The sequence below is a fragment of the Micromonospora sp. USAFONa4 genome (genome assembly GCF_057197825.1).
This window is the reverse complement of the sequence record NZ_CM170072.1, coordinates 4871927-4893748: the sequence shown is the minus strand read 5'-3', so window position 1 is coordinate 4893748 and position 21822 is coordinate 4871927. Positions and strand designations below refer to the sequence as shown.

14 protein-coding genes are annotated in these 21822 nt (G+C 72.6%); 4 read left to right on the top strand and 10 right to left on the bottom strand.

Annotation, left to right across the window (positions count from 1 at the left end; translation table 11 throughout):
- Positions 1-108: 108 nt before the first annotated feature.
- The 3 genes from ilvN to AC0OO9_RS21520 all read right to left on the bottom strand — a co-directional run bounded on the left by ilvN (position 109) and on the right by AC0OO9_RS21520 (position 5120).
- The gene (gene ilvN, locus AC0OO9_RS21530) at positions 109-624 is read right to left on the bottom strand and encodes an acetolactate synthase small subunit (RefSeq protein ID WP_089001623.1); all 516 of its coding nucleotides are present in this window, start codon (positions 622-624) and stop codon (positions 109-111) included.
- Positions 624-2510 carry an acetolactate synthase large subunit gene (locus AC0OO9_RS21525; RefSeq protein ID WP_484511935.1) on the bottom strand — a complete coding sequence of 629 codons (1887 nt, stop codon included), beginning with the start codon at positions 2508-2510 and terminating at the stop codon, positions 624-626. The genes ilvN and AC0OO9_RS21525 overlap by 1 nt, the downstream gene beginning before the upstream one ends.
- A 267-nt stretch (positions 2511-2777) precedes the next feature.
- Complete coding sequence (locus tag AC0OO9_RS21520) at positions 2778-5120, bottom strand: putative bifunctional diguanylate cyclase/phosphodiesterase (RefSeq protein WP_484511933.1); 2343 nt, start codon at positions 5118-5120, stop codon at positions 2778-2780.
- A gap of 110 nt (positions 5121-5230) precedes the next feature.
- Between AC0OO9_RS21520 and ilvD the strand changes: the two genes are divergently transcribed.
- Both ilvD and AC0OO9_RS21510 read left to right on the top strand, forming a co-directional pair.
- Positions 5231-7078, top strand: a complete 1848-nt coding sequence (ilvD, locus tag AC0OO9_RS21515) for a dihydroxy-acid dehydratase (RefSeq protein ID WP_484511931.1) — start codon at positions 5231-5233, stop codon at positions 7076-7078.
- A 445-nt stretch (positions 7079-7523) separates the two neighbouring features.
- Positions 7524-8300, top strand: a complete 777-nt coding sequence (locus tag AC0OO9_RS21510; RefSeq protein WP_132232548.1) for a hypothetical protein — start codon at positions 7524-7526, stop codon at positions 8298-8300.
- A gap of 30 nt (positions 8301-8330) precedes the next feature.
- On the opposite strand, the gene AC0OO9_RS21505 is transcribed toward AC0OO9_RS21510, so the two are convergent.
- From AC0OO9_RS21505 to AC0OO9_RS21475, 7 genes are all read right to left on the bottom strand, one after another.
- The gene (locus tag AC0OO9_RS21505) at positions 8331-10034 is read right to left on the bottom strand and encodes a SulP family inorganic anion transporter (RefSeq protein ID WP_484511929.1); all 1704 of its coding nucleotides are present in this window, start codon (positions 10032-10034) and stop codon (positions 8331-8333) included.
- Positions 10031-10369: an ArsR/SmtB family transcription factor gene (locus AC0OO9_RS21500; RefSeq protein ID WP_311411009.1), complete on the bottom strand. Its 339-nt coding sequence runs from the start codon at positions 10367-10369 to the stop codon at positions 10031-10033. The genes AC0OO9_RS21505 and AC0OO9_RS21500 overlap by 4 nt, the downstream gene beginning before the upstream one ends.
- 185 nt (positions 10370-10554) lie before the next feature.
- Positions 10555-11091, bottom strand: a complete 537-nt coding sequence (locus AC0OO9_RS21495) for a hypothetical protein (RefSeq protein ID WP_132232542.1) — start codon at positions 11089-11091, stop codon at positions 10555-10557.
- Positions 11092-11284: 193 nt separating this feature from the next.
- Positions 11285-13732, bottom strand: a complete 2448-nt coding sequence (locus AC0OO9_RS21490; RefSeq protein WP_484511926.1) for a glycoside hydrolase family 2 protein — start codon at positions 13730-13732, stop codon at positions 11285-11287.
- Positions 13729-14616 (bottom strand): carbohydrate ABC transporter permease, encoded by an 888-nt coding sequence (locus AC0OO9_RS21485; RefSeq protein ID WP_484511924.1) that lies wholly within the window; start codon positions 14614-14616, stop codon positions 13729-13731. Before AC0OO9_RS21485 ends, AC0OO9_RS21490 begins: the two co-directional genes overlap by 4 nt.
- Positions 14613-15629: a carbohydrate ABC transporter permease gene (locus AC0OO9_RS21480; RefSeq protein ID WP_484511922.1), complete on the bottom strand. Its 1017-nt coding sequence runs from the start codon at positions 15627-15629 to the stop codon at positions 14613-14615. The genes AC0OO9_RS21485 and AC0OO9_RS21480 overlap by 4 nt, the downstream gene beginning before the upstream one ends.
- Before the next feature lie 72 nt (positions 15630-15701).
- Positions 15702-16991, bottom strand: a complete 1290-nt coding sequence (locus tag AC0OO9_RS21475; RefSeq protein WP_484511920.1) for an ABC transporter substrate-binding protein — start codon at positions 16989-16991, stop codon at positions 15702-15704.
- 384 nt (positions 16992-17375) lie between these two features.
- On the opposite strand from AC0OO9_RS21475, the gene AC0OO9_RS21470 reads away from it, so the two are divergent.
- Together AC0OO9_RS21470 and AC0OO9_RS21465 are read left to right on the top strand one after the other, a co-directional pair.
- Positions 17376-18395 carry a LacI family DNA-binding transcriptional regulator gene (locus AC0OO9_RS21470; RefSeq protein WP_421457710.1) on the top strand — a complete coding sequence of 340 codons (1020 nt, stop codon included), beginning with the start codon at positions 17376-17378 and terminating at the stop codon, positions 18393-18395.
- A 378-nt stretch (positions 18396-18773) separates the two neighbouring features.
- On the top strand, positions 18774-21791 hold the full coding sequence (locus AC0OO9_RS21465) for a carbohydrate binding domain-containing protein (RefSeq protein ID WP_484511917.1): 3018 nt from the start codon (positions 18774-18776) through the stop codon (positions 21789-21791).
- Positions 21792-21822: the final 31 nt, after the last annotated feature.

Here is a 21822-nt window from a genome sequence, read left to right as displayed (position 1 = left end):
GGCCCGGGCGGCCCGTCGTGGATCTGTGCGGTGTCGGTCCCAGGCGGCGCCACGCGCCGGCACTGGTCGGGCGGTCCCGGCCGGCGCGGGGCGCCGGCCGGATCGGGGTCAGGCGGCCCGGAGCGAGGGTCCGGCGGTGATCGAGCGCGAGCCGCGCCCGATCGCCACCAGCCCGGACTGGACCATCTCCTTGATCCCGAACGGTTCGAGGTCGCGCAGCAGCGCGTCGAGCTTGTCCGGGGTGCCGGTGGCCTCGATGGTCAGCGTGTCCGGCGCCACGTCGACCACCCGGGCCCGGAACAGGCCCACCGTCTCCAGCACCTGGGCCCGGGCCGCGCGGTCGGCGCGCACCTTGACCAGGAGCAGCTCCCGGGCGACCGAGACCTGCGGGTCGAGCTCGACGATCTTGAGCACGTTGACCAGCTTGTTGAGCTGCTTGGTGACCTGCTCCAGCGGGGACGACTCGGCGTTGACCACGATGGTGATCCGCGAGACGTCCGGGTTCTCGGTCTCCCCGACGGCGAGACTGTCGATGTTGAAGCCGCGCCGGGAGAACAGCCCGGAGACCCGGGCCAGGACGCCCGGCTTGTTCTCCACCAGGACGCTCAGGGTGTGCATGGTCATCAGATGTCATCCTCGTCGAAGGCCGGGCGGACGCCCCGGGCGAACATGATCTCGTCGTTGCTGGTGCCGGCGGCGACCATCGGCCACACCATGGCGTCCTTGCCGACGACGAAGTCGATGACCACCGGGGCGTCGTCGATCGCCATCGCGGCGGCGATGGTCTTGTCGACGTCCTCGGCGTTCTCGCAGCGCAGGCCCACGCAGCCGAGCGCCTCGGCGAGCTTCAGGAAGTCGGGGATGCGGTGCTTGTGGGTGCCGAGGTCGGTGTTGGAGTAGCGCTCCCCGTAGAACAGGGTCTGCCACTGCCGCACCATGCCGAGGTTGCCGTTGTTGATGACGGCGATCTTGACCGGGATGCCCTCCAGCGCGCAGGTGGCCAGCTCCTGGTTGGTCATCTGGAAGCAGCCGTCGCCGTCGATCGCCCACACCACCGTGTCGGGCTTGCCGACCTTGGCGCCCATCGCCGCCGGCACCGCGTAGCCCATCGTGCCGAGGCCGCCGGAGTTCAACCAGGTGTACGGCTTCTCGTAGGAGATGAACTGCGAGGCCCACATCTGGTGCTGGCCGACCCCCGCGACGTAGATCGCGTCCGGGCCGACCAGCTCGCCGAGCCGCTTGATCACGTACTGCGGGGAGAGGGTGCCGTCGGCCGGCTCCTCGTAGCCCAGCGGGTACCGCTTGCGCAGGTCGTCGAGCTGGGTCCACCAGTCGGCGAGATCCGCCCGCCGACCGGCCGCCTGCTCGTTGGTCACCGCCGCGATCAGCTCGTCGATGACGTGCCGGGCGTCGCCGACGATCGGGACGTCCGCGTGCCGGTTCTTGCCGATCTCGGCCGGGTCGATGTCGGCGTGCACCACCGCCGCGTCCGGGGCGAACGAGTCCAGCTTGCCGGTGACCCGGTCGTCGAAGCGGGCGCCCAGGGCCACGATCAGGTCGGCCTTCTGCAGGCCGTAGACCGCGGAGACCGTGCCGTGCATGCCGGGCATGCCCAGGTGCTGCTGGTGCGAGTCGGGGAACGCGCCGAGGGCCATCAGCGTGGTGACCACCGGGATCCCGGTCAGCTCGGCCAGCCGGCGCAGCCCCTCCGTGGCGCCGGCCTTCAGCACGCCGCCACCGACGTAGAGCACCGGGCGCCGGGCGGTGGCCATCAGCCGGGCCGCCTCGCGGATCTGCTTGCCGTGCGGGTGCAGGGTCGGGCGGTAGCCGGGCAGGTCCAGCGTCGGCGGCCAGGTGAAGGTGGTGGGCGCCTGGAGGACGTCCTTGGGGATGTCGACCAGGACCGGCCCGGGCCGGCCGGTGGCGGCCAGGTGGAACGCCTCAGCCAGCACCCGGGGGATCTCCTCGGCCTCCTGCACCAGGAAGTTGTGCTTGGTGACCGGCAGGGTGATGCCCTGGATGTCCGCCTCCTGGAAGGCGTCCGTGCCGATCGAGGGCCGCGCGACCTGACCGGTGATGGCGACGATCGGCACCGAGTCCATGTACGCGTCGGCGATCGGGGTGACCAGGTTCGTCGCGCCGGGACCGGAGGTGGCCATGCAGACCCCCACCCGGCCGGTCGCCTGGGCGTAGCCCGTCGCCGCGTGCCCGGCGCCCTGCTCGTGGCGGACCAGGATGTGCCGGACGGTGGAGTCGTAGAGCGGGTCGTACGCCGGCAGGATGGCGCCGCCCGGGATGCCGAAGACGACGTCGACGCCGAGCGCCTCGAGGGACCGCACGAGCGAACCGGCGCCGCTGACCTGGGCCGGAGCGGGTGTGCGTACCCCCGGGACGGCCGGGGTGGCCGCGGTGCGGGCGGTGCCGGCGTGCTCGGCGTCGCTCGCGGGCTCGGCGACCGTGCGGGCCCGCCGGGCGGAGTGGGCGAGTGTCTCTGGCGTGGGTCTCGTCATGGCGGTTCAGGCCTTCGGCTGGAGTGGGTGCGGCTGTTCGAGCGGGTGACGCGGGCGACGCCCGGCGTCGATGGGTCCGACGGCAACAAAAAAGCCCTCGTGCAGGTTGCACGGGGCCAGCGCACTCTCGACGTGGAGAGTGCGCTCAGGTAAGTACTCGCAGCGACCGGTACGACGACATGCGGCAAGCCTGACGCATCTCACGCGATGAGTCAACTGATCCCACATGTTGGTTCACGGACCGCCGGGTTTCACCCGTCCGGGGCGCTAGGAACCCTGCTCCACCTGCGCGGACCCCGGCCCGGAGGGGCGCGGGGCGGGCAGCGTCGGCAGCCGCCGGGGCGGCGGGGCGGCGGGCGGGCCGGCCGGGGCGGGCGTCGGGGCCGGGCGGGCGCCGGGGGACGTGGCAGCCTCCAGCATCGCCTCCAGGTGCTCGGCCGGCACGCCCCAGCCGAAGAGCGCCCCCTGGCCGAACCGGCAGCCGGCGGCGACCACGGCGGCCAGCTCCGTCGGCGTGGTCACCCCCTCGGCGATGACCTCCAGCCCGAGCTGGTGGCCGAGGCGCATGACGATGTCGACCATCGGCGCGAACGCCGGGCCGTCCCGGCCCACCGGCCGCACCGGCTCGTGCTCCGCGACCAGCCCGTGGTCGATCTTGAGAATGTCGATCGGCAGGCGGCGCAGCTGGCCCAGCGAGGAGTACCCGGCGCCGAAGTCGTCCAGCGCGATCCGGACACCCGTCAGCCGCAGCGCCGTCAGCCGCCGGATCAGCTCGTCCAGGTCCGTCGCGACGGCGTGCTCGGTGACCTCCAGCACCAACCGCTGCGGCGGTACCCGGTGGGCGCGCAGCGCCTCGGCGACCTGGACCACGTACTCCGGGGCGTGCAGCTCGCGGGGGGACACGTTGACCGAGACCCAGACGTCGTGGCCGTCGGCCAGCCAGCGGGAGAGCTGGTGGCACGCCTGGTGCAGCACCCAGGCCCCCAGCTTGGCGATCATCCCGCACTCCTCCGCCAGCGGGATGAACTCGTCCGGGCCGACCTTGCCCAGCACCGGGTGCCGCCAGCGCAGCAGCGCCTCCGCGCCGACCGGGCGCACCGAGGGCAGCGAGGCGACCGGCTGGAACACCAGGCGCAGTTCGTCGCGCTCGATCGCGCCGCGCAGCTCGTGCTCCAGCGTGGTACGCCGGCGCAGCAGCTGGTCGTACGCGGCGTCGTAGCGCTCGATCCGGTTCTTGCCGCGCTGCTTGGCGTAGCGCAGCGCCAGGTCGGCGTGGCGCAGCAGCAGCTCCACGTCGGGCTCGCCCGTCCAGCCGGCCACCCCGATGCTCACCGACAGGAAGACCGGCCCCTCCGGCTGGTCGTAGGCGCGCCCGAGCACGCCGAGCAGGCGCTCGGCGACCCGGTCCGCGTCGGCGGGCTGGCCGTGCATCAGCACCGCGAACTCGTCGCCGCCGAGCCGGGCCGCCACGTCGCCGGGGCGCAGGTTGGCGCGCAGCCGCTCGCCGACCTCGGCCAGCACCGCGTCGCCCACGTCGTGCCCGCGCATGTCGTTGACGTGCTTGAAGCCGTCGAGGTCGAGCCCGAGCAGCACGCAGGGGGCGCCGGCCTCGGCGCACCGGTGCAGCGCCTGCAACAGCCCCCGCCGGTTGGCCAGCGCGGTGAGCTGGTCGGTGTGTGCCAGCTCGCGGAAGTGCGCCTCCCGCTCGGCCAGCCGCCGGGCGTAGCCGCGCACGTCGTGCAGCGTGAGGTACTGCCGGGTCACCAGGGCGAAGCCCTCCACGCTGCCGGCGACGATGCCGAGCGCGTCGAACCGGCCGTCCTGGAGCAGGTGGTACATCGCCGAGGCGGCCATGGCGAACATCGGCACGAACGCGTACGCGCCGTCGCGGCGGATCAGGTCGGGCGGCGGCCGGTCCGCCGCGTCCGGGCGGCGGGCGGCCGACGCGGCGGCGACCAGGCCGGCGGCGAGCACTCCCGCCCCGACCAGCGCCATGCCCGGCCCGGCTTGGCAGAGACCGGTGGCGATGCCGAGCCCGCCGCAGGTCACGGCGGTGGCCCCGGCGCCGACCCAGGCGGCGCGACCGCGCGGCGGCGGGGCGCGCAGGGCCACGATGAGGGCGAGCCCGGCGGTCAGGGCCGCGCTGACCGTGGCGAGCAGGATCGGCACGCAGGCCACCGGGGTGGCGTCGCCGAGCAGCCGGGTGGGCTCGGAGAAGACCACCCAGCCGACGAACCAGAACGCCGTCGCCATCACCAGGCCGTCGAGCGCCAGCCGGACGGTGGTCGCCGCCGTGGCGGCCACGCCGGGCAGCCGGAGCAGCCCGGCGGAGAAGAGCAGCCCGCTGATCGCCGTGCCGATCGACACGACGCCGGCCCAGCCGGTGTGCCCGTCCGGGGTGTGCCCCGCGTGCCCGGCGGTGGCGAGCGCCACGGCCACCCCGACCAGCAGGGTGACCAGCGCCGTCCCGGACGCGGCGGCGAGCAGCGCGTACGCCTGCCGGTGCGGCCCGGCGCCGCGCCGGACGCCGACGGCAGACAGCGCGGTGGCCGCCGCGGCGACCAGCCCGCACAGCACCGCGACCGCGACCATGCCCGGGGGGAACTGCACGTCCCAACTGTGCCGGATGCGTGCGCGGCGTGGGGGCCCGGGTGTGCAACCTTTGGGACACGTCGCGCACGGCGACTGGGCGTGCCGGCGGCGGTGTAACACTTGTGGGCATGCCTGAGCTGCGGTCGAAGACCTCCACGCACGGCCGGACGATGGCCGGCGCCCGGGCCCTCTGGCGGGCCACCGGGATGACCGACGACGACTTCGGCAAGCCGATCGTCGCCATCGCCAACAGCTTCACCCAGTTCGTACCCGGTCACGTGCACCTCAAGGACATGGGCGGGCTGGTCGCCGAGGCGGTGGCGGAGGCCGGCGGGGTGGGCCGCGAGTTCAACACGATCGCCGTGGACGACGGCATCGCCATGGGCCACGGCGGCATGCTCTACTCCCTGCCCAGCCGGGAGCTGATCGCCGACGCGGTGGAGTACATGGTCAACGCGCACTGCGCCGACGCCCTGGTCTGCATCTCGAACTGCGACAAGATCACCCCCGGCATGCTGCTGGCCGCCCTGCGGCTGAACATCCCGGCCGTCTTCGTCTCCGGCGGGCCGATGGAGGCCGGCAAGACCGTGGCGATCGAGGGCGTCGTGCACTCCAAGATCGACCTGATCGACGCGATGATCGCCTCTTCCAACGAGGCCGTCACCGACGACCAGCTCGGCGAGATCGAGCGGTCGGCCTGCCCGACCTGCGGCTCCTGCTCGGGCATGTTCACCGCCAACTCGATGAACTGCCTCACCGAGGCGATCGGCCTGGCGCTGCCGGGCAACGGCTCGACGCTGGCGACCCACGCCGCGCGCCGGTCGCTCTTCGTCGAGGCCGGCCGCACCGCCGTGGAGATCGCCAAGCGGTGGTACGACGACGACGACGCCTCCGTACTGCCCCGCGCGGTCGCCAGCCGGGCCGCGTTCGAGAACGCCGTCGCGCTCGACGTGGCGATGGGCGGCTCGACCAACACGATCCTGCACCTGCTCGCCGCCGCCCGCGAGGCCGAGCTGGACTTCGGCGTCGCCGACATCGACGCCGTCTCCCGCCGGGTGCCCTGCCTGGCCAAGGTCGCCCCGAACTCCCCGAACTACCACATGGAGGACGTGCACCGGGCCGGCGGCATCCCGGCCATCCTCGGCGAACTGGACCGGGCCGGCCTGCTGCACCGGGACGTGCACGCGGTGCACTCCCCCAACCTGGAGCGCTGGCTCGCCGACTGGGACGTCCGGGGCGGTTCGCCGACGCCGGAGGCGGTCGAGCTGTTCCACGCCGCCCCGGGCGGGGTGCGCACCGTCGAGCCGTTCTCCACCACCAACCGCTGGTCGTCGCTGGACACCGACGCCGCCGGGGGCTGCGTGCGGGACCTCGCGCACGCCTACAGCGCCGACGGCGGGCTGGCGATCCTGCACGGCAACCTCGCGCCGGACGGCTGCGTGGTCAAGACCGCCGGGGTGCCCGAGGAGTGCCTGACCTTCCGCGGCCCGGCCAAGGTCTACGAGTCCCAGGACGACGCCGTCGAGGCGATCCTCAACAGGCGGATCGTCGCCGGCGACGTGGTGGTGATCCGCTACGAGGGCCCGAAGGGCGGCCCCGGCATGCAGGAGATGCTCTACCCCACCTCGTTCCTCAAGGGCCGGGGGCTGGGCCGCTCCTGCGCGCTGCTCACCGACGGCCGCTTCTCCGGCGGCACCTCCGGGCTCTCCGTCGGGCACGTCTCCCCGGAGGCGGCCTCCGGCGGGCTGATCGCCCTCGTCGAGTCCGGCGACGAGATCGTCATCGACATCCCGGGCCGCTCGATCGAGCTGAACGTGGCCCCCGACGTGCTGGAGGCCCGGCGCATCGCGCAGGAGAAGCGCGACAAGCCGTACACGCCGGTCGACCGGCAGCGGCCGGTGTCCGCGGCGCTGCGCGCGTACGCCTCGATGGCCACCTCGGCCAGCGACGGCGCCTACCGCCGCGTCCCGGAGTAGCCGCTCGTCCGGCCCCTGCCGGGGCCCGGGCGCAGATCTTGGTAGGAAACGGCCCCTCCCGGGGCGCTTTCCTACCAAGATCGGTGCGGTGGGATAGGGGGCCGGTGGGGACAGGGTGGCAGCTGCATCAGCCCGAGCCCGACGGCCAATTCATCCCCGCAAGCCACCATCATGTGCGGAATCGACGACGACATTCCCCGGGCCGGCAGGCACGGAGCCACGACGTTCCTCGACCTCGTCGAACCGCAGCAGAAGCGCGCCAACCCTTCGTCGGCTACGAGGACGGACAAGTGGGTGCGCTGTCGGATGGACAACACTCTCTGGCTCCACAAAGGAGTACGGCGTCGAATGAAAGCATGTCCTCTCATCTTCGCCCCAGCGCCGGTCAGCGACCCGGGCGGGCGCGATGAACCAGCCGAGTCGGCCGCCTTCGGACAGACGGGTCGTGCTGGTGTCGACGGTCGCCGGCGTCGTGGGCGCGGTGGCGGGTGTCATGCAGTGGCTGACCAGCGCCGGCGCCTGGGCCGTGGTGGCGGTCGGGCTCGCCGGGCTCGCCGCGGCCTGCTGGGCACTGGGGTGGCTCTGGATGCAACGCCGCCCCGTACTCGCCACCGTGGTGGTGATGATCCTGGTGGTCCTGTCGGCGGTGACCGGCGCGGCCACCGACCGCATCGTGGGCCGGAGTACGGGTAAACCCACGACGGTCGCGGCGACCCCCACCCCCGACGACCGACCGACCAGCGCTGTCCCGACGTCCCCCACCTCGGCGCCGACCTCCCCGGCGACGCCGACCGGCCGTCCCACCGACCCGACCGACGCCCCCGCTCCGAGCAGCACCGTGAGCCCGACCTCTGTCGGCCCGCAGTCACCGAGCCGCACCGAAACCGGCGTCGCCCTCTCCGTGAACTACTCTCTCGACCTGGACTCCGCGGCCACGAACTGGAATGTCCGGTCCGGTTACGGGCTCGACCAGGGCGGGGACCTGCATCTGCGCGGCGGGTCAAGACCGGTACGGACCCCCGGTGACGTTGTCGTGATCGACGGGGCGCCGTCCCAGATCGCCTGCGAGACGTCCACCGTCCGGCAGAAGGACATCGGCAGCACACAAGTCCGCACAGGCCAGTCGTTCTGTGTGCAGACGACCGAGAAGCGGTGGGCGTGGCTGACCGTCAAGCGCTACGAACCAGGAAGGACGCTCACCTTCGACGTCATCGTCTGGTAGCGGCGAGCAGCGCCGATGCTACGACGCCGCTCACCCGGCCCTGGCAGCCTGCTGAGCGGCGTCACCCGCCGATCCTCCTCTGCCGGACAGCACGACGGTACGGGCGTACCGGATCGCGGCCGGGGTGTCGGGGAAGACCAGACCGTCGCGGCGCAGCTGACCGGCGACGCCGAGAGTGGCCAACACCTGGTCGTGGCCGGGGGCGATGCCGGAGAGCAGCACGGTGATGCCGCGTTCCTGGAGCCGGAGGATGGCGTCGCCGAGCACCTGCGCGCCGGTCGCGTCGAGGGTGCTCACCCGGGACATCCGCAGGATGACCACGCGTACGTCGGCCACGGCGGAGAGTTGGAGCAGGAAACTGTGCGCGGCGGCGAAGAAGAGCGGGCCGTCCAGCCGGTAGGCCACGATGTGGTCGGCGAGCAGGGCCTTTTCCTCGGCGCTGTGCTCGCCGGGGTCGAGGGGAACCTGTTCCACGCGGGCCGTGCGGGCCACCGCGCGCAGCGCGATCACGATCGCCACGCCCACCCCGACCGCCACGGCAGTGACCAGGTCCAGCGCCACCGTGACCGCGAAGGTGAGCACCAGCACGAGGGCGTCGCCCCGGGTGGCGCGGGCCAGCGCCCACAGAGAACCGGCCTCGACCATCCGGACCGTGGTGGCCAGTAGGACACCGGCCAGCGCGGCAAGCGGGATCCGGCCCACCAGGGGTGCGGCCGCCAGCACGATCCCGGCGAGGGCGACGGCGTGGGTGAGCGAGGCCAGCTTCGAACTCGCGCCGGCGCGCACGTTCACCGCCGTACGGGCGATGGCGGCGGTGGCCGGGATCCCGCCGAACACGGGGGCGGCGAGGTTGGCCAGCCCTTGGCCGAAGAGTTCGCGATCGGGGTCGTGGCGCTGGCCCACGGTCATCTGGTCGGCCACGGTGGCGGAGAGCAGGCTCTCCAACGCGGCCAGCGCCGCGACCGCGAGGGCGGAGGGCAGCAGGACCCCGACGGCGTCGAGGTCGAGAAAGCCCAGCGAGGGCGCGGGCAGGCCGGCGGGCAGGGTGCCGATGCGGACCAGTTCGACCGGAGCGGTCTCGGCCAGTACGGTCGCGGCGGCCACCCCGAGCAGCGAGAACGGCAAACCGGGACGCCATCGGGCACCGAGCAGCATCATCGCCGCCACGCCGAGGGCCACCGCGACAGGGACCGGCCGTGGATCCGCGACGAACCGGACGACCGCGTCGGCGGCGACGGTCCAGACGCGGTCGCCGTGCGCATCGGTGACCCCGAGCGCGGCCGGCACCTGTTGCAGGGCGATGACCACCGCGATGCCGGCGGTGAACCCCTCGATCACGGGGACGGGCAGGTAGTGGACGTACCGGCCGAGGCGGGCGAGGGCCAGTGCGATCAGCACCAGCCCGGCCAGTACCCCGACCATCAGCACCCCGGTGGGGCCGAACTGCTGGACCACCGGCACCAGCACCACGGTCATCGCCCCGGTCGGCCCGGAGACCTGGAGTTGGGAGCCGCCGAAGACGGCGGCGACGGCGCCGGCCACCACCGCCGTCACCAGCCCGGCCTGGGCCCCGAGCCCGGAGGTGACGCCGAAGGCCAGGGCCAGCGGCAGCGCCACCACGGCCACGGTCAGCCCGGCGAGCAGGTCGCGCCGGGGCGCGCGGCGCACCGCCAGCCAGTCGGCGCGTGGTGGCAGCAGCCCGACGAACCGGTCACGCACCGACAGTGTGCTCACCGGTCCCGCCCGTCGGCCCGAAGCTGGTCCAACAGCGCGTCGCGGTCGGTGAGGACGGCGCCGAGGATGCGGCGGCCGGCGGCCAGCAGGTCCGCCACGTCCGGGGTGCTGAGGGCGTAGACGACAAGGGCGCCGTCGCGGCTGGAGGTGACCATGCCGGCCCGGCGCAGCACCGCGAGCTGCTGGGACAGGTTGGACGCCTCCACGTCGATCGCCGCCAGCAGGTCGCGGACCGGCTTCGGCCCGTCCTGGAGCAGTTCCAGCACCCGGATCCGCACCGGGTGGCCGAGGGTGCGGAACAGCTCCGCCTTCGCCTGGTAGAGCGGTACCGACACGTCAGCCTCCGTCACGCGACCCACATCCGGTTGCCAACTTTAGCACTTGCAAAAATCTTCAACTCACAGTATCGGCCCCGCCCCATCCGGGGCGGCAGCGGTCGGCAAGGGCGGCCACCGCTGCGGGCCGGAGTGAGCGTCAGACGGCCCGGCCGCCGCTTCACGTGCGGCAGGTGCCGCCCGCCTCAGTACGCGACCAGGGCGATGACCAGCGACGACATGGCGGCGGCGAGCAGCACCGCGCCCACGCCGAGACCGACCACCGCGCTCACCGCGACGGCGCGGGCCCGGGCCACCGGGACCGCCGCCAGCGCCGCCGCCGTCACCAGAGCGGCGACCACGTGGACCAGCGGATAGTCGATCAGCGCCGCGACCGGGAACAGGTGCAGGCCCACCACGAGGGCGACCCAGACCGGGATCAGGTCCCGTCGGCGCCGCAGGGCGAGCAGCCCGGCACCCAGTGCCGCGACGCCGAACTCGATGCCCACGACCACTCCGAAGGCCCGGCTGGTGTCGGCGTCGAAGGCCGTCGGGTCGGACCAACGCCGCCAGGTCAGGATGCCGCCCGCGACCGCGGTGAGCAACGAGAGCACCGAACCGGCGCCGAGGAACGGTGGCCACCGCCGGGGTGGCGCCTCCTGCGCCCAGCCGAACCAGCCGGACGCGAAGAAACCGAACACGACCGCCGTGGCCGACGCGTCACGAATGTGCTCCGCGATCATGGCTCTCCCTGTGGATGGTGCGACCTCCGGCGGGTCGGCTCCCGTCCCCGGCCGTTCCTCCGCTCGTGGTAGATCCTTCCCCAGCCACCGGGCCGCCTGCCCCGGGGGTGCGCACGACGAGGATCTTGGTACGGAACGGCCCCTCCGGGGGCCGGATCTTGCCAAGATCTCCGTCGTGCGCACCGGCGCCGGGTCAGTCGGCGAGGTCGTTGACGCAGCGCAGGACGGGGCGGGCGGTCAGGGCCGCCGGGTCCAGCGGCGCGGCCGCGCGCACCGTGAACGTGGCCGACTCCCCGGGCAGGAGGGTGACCAGCGCCTCGTCGGCCTCGGCCGTTGGGTCGAGGCGGTCCGGGAAGATCGACACGTCCCGCAGGACCGTGCGGGCGGTGACCCGGACCCGCTGGCCGCCATCGACGGGCTCCACCGAGGCGTCGTAGCCGGCCGCCGGCCAGTCGGCGTCGCGGTCCTCGGCGAAGAACCACAGCGCCCGTTCCGCCGTCCCGCCCGCCTCGGCCACCAGCAACTCGCGGCGGACCTCGTCCGGCCGCGCCAGCTCCGCCGGCAGCGCCAGCTCCAGCTTGGCGTACGCGGGGACGTCCAGCTCCAGCGTGGTCTTCGCCCGGGGCTCGCCGGCCAGGGTCAGCCGGGTCACCGAGGCGGTCGCCCGCCACGGGGTCGCCCCGTCGTTGACCGCGACCAGGGCCAAGCCGCCCTCGCGGGGCTGGACGGTCAGCAGCCGGTCGGCGTACGCCCGGCGCAGCGCGTACCACAGGGGCTTGCGGCGGCCGTCGCCGTCGACGGCCGACCACGAGGTCACCGGCCAGCAGTCGTTGAGCTGCCAGACGATCGTGCCCGCGCAGACGTCCCGGTGGGAGCGGAAGTGCTCGACGGCGAGCTGGATCGCGCGCGCCTGGTTGAGCTGGGTCAGCCAGTGCCAGTCGTCGAAGTCCGCCGGGGCGGGCAGGTGTGCGTCGAGCCCGCGCCGGAGCTTGGCGTCGCCGTCGATCGCCTTCTGGTGGTGCGCCATGCCGGGCGAGTCGGGTGCGAGGGGTTCGTCCGAGAGTGCCCGGCGCAGCGTCGCGTACGCGGGCGGGGCCTGGTAGCCGAACTCGGCGACGAAGCGCGGCACGTACTCGCGGTACTTCGTGTAGTCGTCGGTGTTCCAGACGTCCCAGATGTGCGTGGTGCCGTGCGCCGGGTCGTTGGGGTGGATCTCCTCGCTGCCGGACCACGGGCTGCCCGGCCAGTACGGCCGCGTCGGGTCCAGCCCGCCGACGATCCGGGGCAGCAGCTCCAGGTAGTAGCCGCGTCCCCAGGTGCGCCCCGCGAGGGGCTCCTGCCAGTCCCAGTCGTGCCAGCCCCAGATGTTCTCGTTGTTGCCGGTCCAGAGCACCAGCGACGGGTGCGGCGCGAGCCGGACCACCTGCTCGGCGGCCTCGGCGGCCACCTCGGCGCCCAGCGGTTCCTCCTCCGGGTAGGCGGCGCAGGCGAAGAGGAAGTCCTGCTGCACGAGCAGGCCCAGTTCGTCGGCGAGGTCGTAGAAGTCGTCCGACTCGTACCGGCCGCCGCCCCAGACGCGCAGCAGGTTGACGTTCGCGTCGGCGGCCTGCCGGAACCGGTGCGCCAACCGGTCCCGGGTGATCCGGGTGGGGAAGGCGTCGTCGGGGATCCAGTTGATCCCCCGGACGAAGACCGGGGTGTCGTTGACGTGCAGGGCGAACGGGGTGCCGTGCGCGTCAGGGGTGGTGTCGAGGAGTACGGAGCGGAAGCCGATCCGCCGCGACCAGGTGTCGAGCGGGTGGTCGTCGGCGTCGTGCAGGGTCACCTCCAGCGGGTGCAGCGGCTGGTCGCCGTGCCCCCTGGGCCACCAGAGCGCCGGGTCGCGGACGGTGAGGGTCAGCACGGCCGCGCGCTCCCCCGCCGGGATCGTCGCCTCGGCCGCCGCGCCGGCCACGGTCGCCCGCACGGTGAGCGGCGCGTCCCCGGCCCGCTCGACCTCGACGTGCAGCTCCACCCGGCCGTCGCCGGCCTCGACGGTCACCAGGGGACGCACGACGGCCAGCCGCGCCGTGGACCAGGCGTGCAGCCCGATCTCCTGCCAGATGCCGGCGGTGACCAGGGTCGGTCCCCAGTCCCAGCCGAAGTTGCAGGCCATCTTGCGGATGAACGGGAACGGCTCCGGGTAGGCGTTCGGCCGGTCCCCGAGCCGGTCCCGCTGCGCCTCGGCGTAGCGGTAGGCGGAGTCGAAGCGTACGACCAGGGTGTTGGACCCGGCGACCAGCCGCGACCGGACGTCGAAGCGGTGGCCGCGGTGCATGTTCTCGGCGCGGCCGACCTCGGCGCCGTTGAGGGTGAGCGTGGCGACGGTGTCGAGGCCGGCGCAGACCAGGTCGACCCGCTCGTCGCCGCCCGGCCAGCGGGCGAAGGTGGTCTCGTAGACCCAGTCGGTGCGGCCGATCCAGGCGAGCTGCTTCTCGTTGTCGTCCAGGTAGGGGTCGGGAATCAGGCCGGCGGCCAGCAGGTCGGTGTGCACGCAGCCGGGAACGGTGGCCGGCACGGCACGGCCGGCGATCCCGGCCGGCACCTGCGGCCCCTCGACCGCCCGCAGGGTCCAGCCCTCGTGCAACGCTTGCCGGGTCACGACTTCACCGCACCTTCCATGATTCCGCGGACGATCTGACGGCCGCCGACGAAGAGCATCACCAGCAGCGGGAGGGTGGCGACCAGGGCGCCGGCGAGCACCCGCCGGTACAGCACGTAGTTGCCGCTGGCGAGGTCGGAGAGGGCGACCATCGAGGTCGGGTAGTCGGTGCCGCCGAGGGTGATCAGCGGCCACTGGAACTCGTTCCAGGTAGCGACGAAGGTCAGCAGGCCGAGCACCGCCATGGCGGGCCGGACCGCCGGCACCACCACGCTCCAGAAGATCCGCATGGTGCTCGCGCCGTCCATCCGCGCGGCCTCCACCAGCTCGTCGGGGACCGCGTCGAGGATGAACTGCCGCATGTAGAAGACGCCGAACGCGGTGACCAGGCCGGGCACGATCACCGCGAGGAGGGTGCCGTTCCAGCCGCCCTCGCCGGGCATCCGGCCCATCAGGATGTAGAGGGCGACGACGCCGAGCTGGTTGGGCACCGTCATGGTCAGGACGACCATCACCATCAGCGCGTTCCGGCCCTTGAAGCGCAGCTTGGCGAACGCGAAGCCGGCCAGCGAGCAGAAGAAGAGCACCGACGCAGTCACCACCGACGACACGATCACGCTGTTGCCGAGCGACTGGAGGAAGAACACGTCCTGCATGGAGAAGACCTCCCGCAGGTTCGTGACGAGCTGACCGCCGGGCAGCACCTGCGGCGGGATCTTCGCCAGCGCCTCGTCGGTGTTCGTGGCGATGACGAACATCCAGTAGAGCGGAAACGCCGAGAACGCGATCACGACGCTCAGGAACAGGTAGGTCCAGACGGTGCCGGGCATGTGCTGCGGCGCCCGACCCATCAGCGCCCCCCGCCGGGGGTTCGAGGCACTCATTTCTTCCCACCCCCGAGACGGTGCGTGATCAGGGCGTTGATCGCCGCGACGAGCAGGATGACCAGGAAGAGGGCCCAGGACATGGCGGCGGCGTAGCCGAGGTTCAGGTCCCGCCAGCCGACCTTGTAGATGAGCTGCGCGACGGTCTGCCACTGCCCGTCGTCGCCGCCGAGGCCCAGGGCCGGGTTGGCGTCGAAGAGCATCGGCTCGGTGAACAGTTGCAGGCCGCCGATGGTGGAGAGCACGACGGTGAAGATGACCACGGGCCGGATCATCGGCACGGTGATCCGCCACAGTTGGCGCCACGGCCCGGCCCCGTCGACGGCGGCGGCCTCGTAGACGTCGCGCGGGATGGACTGCATGGCGGCCAGGTAGAGCAGCGCGTTGTAGCCGATCCACTTCCAGTTGACCATGGTGGCGATGGCGATCCACGAGGACCACTTCGCGGACCGCCAGTCGATCGGCTCGGTCTCGCCGATGCCGAGCAGCGACAGCGCCCAGTTGGCGATGCCGGTGTCCCGGGCGAAGACCACGGAGAAGATCAGCGTGGAGGCCGTCACCGGGGTGATGTACGGCAGCAGCACCCCGACCCGGAACCAGGTCTGGGCCCGCAGCTTCCGGTTCAGCAGCGACGCGACGATCAGCGCCAGCAGCAGCTGCGGCACGGTGGAGAGCAGGAAGATGCCGAAGGTGTTGGAGAGCGCGTTGAAGAAGTCGTCGTCGGTGAACAGGCGGCGGAAGTTCTCCAGCCCGGCCCAGCCGGTGAGCGTCGGGTCGTCGAGCCGCCAGTGGCGCAGGGCGACGACGCCGTTGAAGACGATCGGGAAGAGCCCGAAGACGGCGAAGAGCAGGAAGAACGGGGCGATCAGCAGGTACGGCACGTAGCGCACGTCGAAGCGGTACAACCGGGTACGCCAGCCGCCCGGCTCTGGTCGGCGGCCCCGGCGTGCGGCCGTCGCGCCGGGCTCCTGGCCGGGCCGGGGCGCCGTGGGGGCGGCGCGGGTGGTGGACATCGGGGCACCTCCAGGCACCGAAGGGAGGGCCGGTCGGGGCGCGGCACGAACCCCGCCCCGACCGGCGGGCGGTCAGGACCTGGCGGCCTTCTCGGCTTCCTTGACCGCCTCGGTCCACGCCTGGTCGGGCTTGCCCTTCAGGTTTCCGGTGGCCAGCCGGTTGAGGACGTTCTCCACCGCCACCCGGGTCGGGCCGTTGCGCTTGCCGAGGTACTGCGGGGTCAGGCTCTCCGCCGTCTTGGAGAAGATCTGCCCCACCGGGGCGTTGTTGAAGAAGGGGTTGGTGAAGTCCCTGATCGCCGGGTCCTGGTAGAGCGCCGGCTGGGACGGCAGGTTGCCGACCTTCTTGAAGATCTCGATCTGCTGCTCGGGCTGGATCAGCCACTCGACGAACTTGTACGCCTCGTCGACGTTCCTGCCCTGCTTGGGGATGGTGAGGAACGAGCCGCCCCAGTTGCCGCCCCCGCCGGGGATCGCGGCCACGTCCCACTTGCCGCTGGTGCCGGGGGCGGTGTTCTTGATGTGCCCCTGCATCCAGGCCGGGCAGGCGAGCACGGCGAAGTTGCCCTTGACGAAGCCGCTGTTCCACTCGGGGGAGAACGCGGTGAGGTTGGCCGAGAGGTCCGCGGCGATGGTCCGGGCCGCCACGTCGAAGGCGACCTTCGGGCCGCCGTCCATCCTGAGCGCCTCGCTCTCGTCGTAGAAGCCGACCGGCTGCTGCCCGAGGACGGGGTTGAAGACGTTGGTGCCGGCGTCGATGAACTTCTTGCCGCTCTTGGCCGTGTACTGCTGGCCGACCTCGATGAACTTGTCCCAGGTGGGCCAGAGCGCGGAGACCTGGTCGCGCCCGGTGGGCAGGCCGGCGGCCTTGAACAGGTCGGTGCGGTAGCACATGGCCAGGCCGCCCACGTCGGTGCCGAGGCCGATCTGGGTCTTGCCGTCGGGCGTCAGGGTCTGCTTCCACTTCCACGGCAGGTACTTCTGCTCGTACGTGCCGGCGCCCTTGTCGAGCAGGTTGACGAACTTGTCGGCCTGGCCGCGGAACTGGACGACGAAGCCCTCGTCGACGGCGGCGATGTCCGGCGCGCCGGAGCCGGCGACGAGCTTCTTCTGCAGGTCCTCGTGCTGGGCGTTGTACTCGCCGGTGTTCAGGCTGATCTTGACGTTCGGGTTGGCGGCCTCGTACTTCGCCTTGAGCTCGTCGAGCCCGAAGTCGCCCCAGAAGTTGATTTTCAGGGTGACCTGGCCGCCCGCCTGGGAGTCGCCGTCACCTCCGCTGTTGCCGCTGCACGCCGCGACCATGACCAGGCTGACCGCGCCGACGGCGGCCGTCCTGGCCCAGTGCGTCAAGGACCGTCTCATGTCATCCTCCGCGCCAGATGGGAACGCTCCCGACATCGAGAGTCGTTGACTGAACCGGATAAGTTCCGCCACCGTACGGGGCGGTTTCGACGCTGTCAACGGGCAGTCACGATCGGTGTCTCGCGGTAATCTGCACCTGCCATGGGAGCGCGATCATGGGAGGTGGAGGCGTTCCTGCAATGAGGCGGTACGCGGTCTCGCGGCGCGGTCCGGGACCGAGCCGATCCGCACCAGATCACTTAACCGGGAAAGCCGGCGACAGGCCCGACGCCGTGCACCGGTCGTGCCGGCCGCTCCGGGGCCGGTGCAGTAGCGTGGACCGCCGCCGGTCGCCCCGGCCTCGTGGTGACACCCGCCCGGGCGGGAGAGTGGAGGAGTACGCCGGTGAAGCGGCCCACGATCGCCGACGTCGCCCGGCGCGCCGGGGTGTCCAAGGGGGCGGTCTCCTACGCGCTGAACGGCCAGCCCGGGGTCTCCGAGGCCACCCGGCAGCGGATCCTCGCCATCGCCGCCGAGATCGGCTTCAACCCGAGCCGCGCCGCCCGCTCCCTCTCCGGAGCCACCGCCGACGCGGTCGGCCTCGCCCTCTGCCGCCCCGCCCGCACGCTCGGCATCGAGCCGTTCTTCATGGAGCTGATCAGCGGCGTCGAGGCCGAGCTCTCCGCCCGGTCGTACGCGCTCACCCTCCAGATGGTGGCCGACCAGGAGGCGGAGGTCGCGGTCTACCGCCGGTGGTGGGGTGAGCGCCGCGTCGACGGCGTCCTCGTCTGCGACCTGCGCGCCGACGACCGCCGGGTGCCGGTGCTGGAGGAGCTGGGCCTGCCCGCGGTGGTGATCGGCGGCCCGGGCGGCACCGGCGGGCTGGCCAGCGTCTGGTCCGACGACGCGGCGGCGCTGGTGGAGACCGTGGAGTACCTGGTCGCCCTCGGCCACCGCCGGATCGCCCGCGTCGGCGGCCTGCCCGCCCTGCTGCACACCGAGATCCGCACCGAGGCGTTCACCCAGGTGTGCCGCCGGCTCGGACTGGCCGACGCGGTCACCGTGCCGTCGGACTACACCGGCGAGGAGGGGGCGCGCGCCACCCGGCGGCTGCTCAGCTCGGCCGGCCGCCCCACCGCCGTGATCTACGACAACGACGTGATGGCGATAGCGGGACTGTCGGTGGCCCAGGAGATGGGCCTCGCCGTGCCGGGTGAGGTGTCCATCGTGGCCTGGGACGACTCGCCGCTCTGCCAGCTGGTGCACCCGCCGCTGACCGCGCTCGGCCGGGACATCCCGGCGTACGGCGCGCACGCCGCCCGGGAGCTGCTGGCGGTGATCGGCGGCGCGCCGGCCCGGCAGGTGCAGGACGGGACCGCCCACCTCACGCCCCGGGGCAGCACGGCCCCGCCGCGCGCGGGCTGAGCCGGACCGCGCCGAACCGGGCGCCCCGCCCGTCGGCCTCCCGGCCGGGGCGACGGCAGGAGCCGTAGGCGCCGGTCCACCTTAACCGGTTAATCGATCCCTCGGGCCGCGCTGCGGCGCCCCGGCCCCACCCGCCCGCCCGGCTCGGCACATCTGAGGCCGGCGGGCCTCCGCCCGATCAGTGTGAACGTCTGGTGTCGGGACGTTGATGGTGGTAACTTTCTCGCCACTTGCAAGACCTTGCAGAAACATTCGTCATTCTGTGACGCGATCCGTCACGTCACTGTCCGGTCCGGACAATCCCCCCAGTCGACGGCTGTCACGCAAGGCACCCCGTCCCCCTCGGCCCTCGCCGACAACCACCCCCGAGGAGCTCCGATGCATCCCAGCACCGGACGAAGACGACGGACGATCGCGGCCGCGCTGGCCGCCGGGATCGCCGTCGGGCTGGCCCCGCTCAGCACGGCCGCCGCCGCGAACTCCGTGACCGTCTACTACCGGCCCGCCGCCACCTGGACCGGCCAGGTCAACGTCCACTACGCGCCGGACGGCGGCGCGTGGACGGCCGTGCCCGGGGTGGCGATGGAGGCGGCGTGCGCCGGCTGGCGCAAACGCACCATCGACGCCGGTAGTGCCACCGGCCTCCAGGTGGTGTTCAACCACAACGGCGCCACCTGGGACAACAACCGGGGCGCGAACTACCGCACCGGCACCGGCACCGGGACGGTGACCGTCGCGGACGGCGTGGTCGGCACGGGCGACCCCTGCGCCGGCACCCCCTCGCCCACGCCCACCCCGTCGAACCCGCCGACCGGCCGGACGGCCGACGTGTGGTACCACGTCGGGACCAGGGGCTGGGCCGCCGCGAACATCCACTACCAGCCCGCGGGCGGGGCCTGGACCACCGTCCCCGGCGTGCCGATGCAGGCGGGCTGCGCCGGATGGGCCCGCCGGGTGGTCGACCTCGGCACCGCCGCCACGCTCCGGGCGGCGTTCAACGACGGCGCCGGCGCCTGGGACAACAACAACGGCGCGGACTACACCCTGGGCGCCGGGGTGAGCACCGTCAAGGCGGGCGTGGTGACCGCCGGCGCGGCCTCGCCGTGCCCGCCCGACACGCCGGACACCACCGCGCCGTCCACCCCCACGGGACTGGGCGCGACCGCGAACGGGCTGCGCGTCGCGGTCTCCTGGGCCGCGGCCACCGACGACCGCGGGGTCACCGGCTACCGGCTCACCCGCACCGGCGGGTCGCAGGGCACCGTCACGGTGACCACCGCCGGCACCGGCCACGTCGACGACGCGCTGAGCCCGCAGACCCGCTACGAGTACACCGTCCGGGCGTACGACGCGGCCGGCAACACCTCCCCGGCCAGTGCCCCCGTGGCGGTCACCACCGGCACCACCACACCCCCGCCCGCGGCCGGCACCCCGCTCGGCGGCGACCCCCGCGAGGACAGCATCTACTTCGTCATGACCGCCCGGTTCGCCGACGGCGACGCCACCAACAACCGGGGCGGCAGCCAGCACGTCAAGTCCGGCAACGCGGCCAACGACGACCCGATGTTCCGCGGCGACTTCAAGGGCCTGATCGACAAGCTCGACTACGTCAAGGGGCTCGGCTTCTCCGCCCTCTGGATCACCCCGGTCGTGCTGAACCGGTCCGACTACGACTTCCACGGCTACCACGGCTGGGACTTCCAGCGGGTCGACCCGAGGCTGGAGAGCCCCGGCGCGAGCTACCAGGACCTGATCAACGCCGCGCACGCCAAGGGCATCAAGGTCTTCCAGGACGTGGTCTACAACCACAGCTCCCGCTGGGGCGCCAAGGGCCTGTTCACCCCCACGGTGTACGGCGCCCGCGACGAGCAGTGGAAGTGGATGTACAGCAAGCAGGAGCCGGGCCGCTCGTACGACCCCATGGTCGAGCACCCCGGCACCGACCCGGAGCTGACCCCGGCGCAGAACGCCCTCGCCAAGGGCCGGCCCTACAACGGCGACGTCTGGTCGACCACCGCGCCGACCGGCAACCAGTGCCCGCGCTGGGGCGCCCCGGCCGGCACCAGCCCCGAGGGCTTCCGCCTCTACGAGTGCCAGTGGCCGACCCCGACCAGCAAGCTCTTCCCGGCCGACCTGTACCACCAGTGCTGGATCGGCAACTGGGAGGGCGAGGACTCGCGCAGCTGCTGGCTGCACGAGGACCTGGCCGACTTCAACACCGAGAACGCCACCGTGCAGAAGTACCTGATCGACACGTACAACAAGTTCATCGACATGGGGGTCGACGGCTTCCGCATCGACACGGCCGTGCACATCCCCCGCGTCACCTGGAACCGGCGGTTCCTGCCGGCGATCCAGCAGCACGCTCTGGCCAGGCACGGCGAGAAGGGCCGGGACTTCTACGTCTTCGGCGAGGTCGCCGCGTTCGTCAACGACAAGTGGAACCGGGGCTCGGTGAACCACTCGGCGCAGTTCTTCACCTGGAAGGAGCGCAAGGAGTACAGCCCCGACGACGTGCGCGCCGCCATCGAGCAGTACGACCACGAGCAGCTGCTCGGCCCGAACGGGCAGCCGACCAGCGACAACGCGTTCCTGCGCGGGAACACCTACCACGCGCCGGACCACTCGAAGTTCTCCGGAATGAACGTCATCGACATGCGCATGCACATGAACTTCGGCGACGCGAACAACGCCTTCGGCAACGGCAAGGACTCCGACGACAGCTACAACGACGCGACCTACAACGTCGTCTACGTCGACAGCCACGACTACGGCCCGAACAAGTCGAACACCCGCTACACCGGGGGCACCGGCGCCTGGGCGGAGAACATGAGCCTCATGTGGACGTTCCGGGGCATCCCGACGCTCTACTACGGCTCGGAGATCGAGTTCCAGAAGGGCGCGAAGATCGACTGCGGGCCGACCTGCCCGCTGGCCACCACCGGGCGCGCCTACTACGGCAGCCACCTCCAGGGCACGGTCACCGCGGCGGGCTTCGGCCGGGTCGCCTCGGCCACCGGGCCGGTCGCCAGCACCCTGGACAAGCCGCTGGTCAAGCACGTGCAGCGGCTCAACCAGATCCGCCGGGCGGTGCCGGCCCTGCAGAAGGGGCAGTACTCGACCGAGGGGATCAGCGGCGCCATGGCGTACAAGCGGCGCTTCACCGCCGGCGGCGTGGACAGCTTCGCGCTGGTCACGGTCTCCGGGAGCGCGACGTTCACCGGCGTGCCCAACGGCCGGTACGTCGACGCGGTCACCGGCGACGTCCGGACGGTCACCAACGGGACCCTGACGGCGACGGTCAGCGGGCAGGGCAACCTGCGGGTGTACGTGCTGGACCTGCCGGGCAACCCGGCGCCGGGCAAGGTCGGCGACACCGGCCCCTACCTGCGGTGACGCCGGTGTCGGAGGCGGCCGGACCGGCCGC

Excerpts from the sequence above, each read along its gene's own strand:
- AC0OO9_RS21465 (WP_484511917.1), top strand. The coding sequence starts at position 18,774 with ATGCATCCCAGCACCGGACGAAGACGACGGACGATCGCGGCCGCGCTG.
- AC0OO9_RS21480 (WP_484511922.1), bottom strand. The coding sequence starts at position 15,629 with ATGTCCACCACCCGCGCCGCCCCCACGGCGCCCCGGCCCGGCCAGGAG.
- AC0OO9_RS21485 (WP_484511924.1), bottom strand. The coding sequence starts at position 14,616 with ATGAGTGCCTCGAACCCCCGGCGGGGGGCGCTGATGGGTCGGGCGCCG.
- AC0OO9_RS21475 (WP_484511920.1), bottom strand. The coding sequence starts at position 16,991 with ATGAGACGGTCCTTGACGCACTGGGCCAGGACGGCCGCCGTCGGCGCG.
- AC0OO9_RS21525 (WP_484511935.1), bottom strand. The coding sequence starts at position 2,510 with ATGACGAGACCCACGCCAGAGACACTCGCCCACTCCGCCCGGCGGGCC.
- AC0OO9_RS21495 (WP_132232542.1), bottom strand. The coding sequence starts at position 11,091 with ATGATCGCGGAGCACATTCGTGACGCGTCGGCCACGGCGGTCGTGTTC.
- ilvD (WP_484511931.1), top strand. The coding sequence starts at position 5,231 with ATGCCTGAGCTGCGGTCGAAGACCTCCACGCACGGCCGGACGATGGCC.
- ilvN (WP_089001623.1), bottom strand. The coding sequence starts at position 624 with ATGACCATGCACACCCTGAGCGTCCTGGTGGAGAACAAGCCGGGCGTC.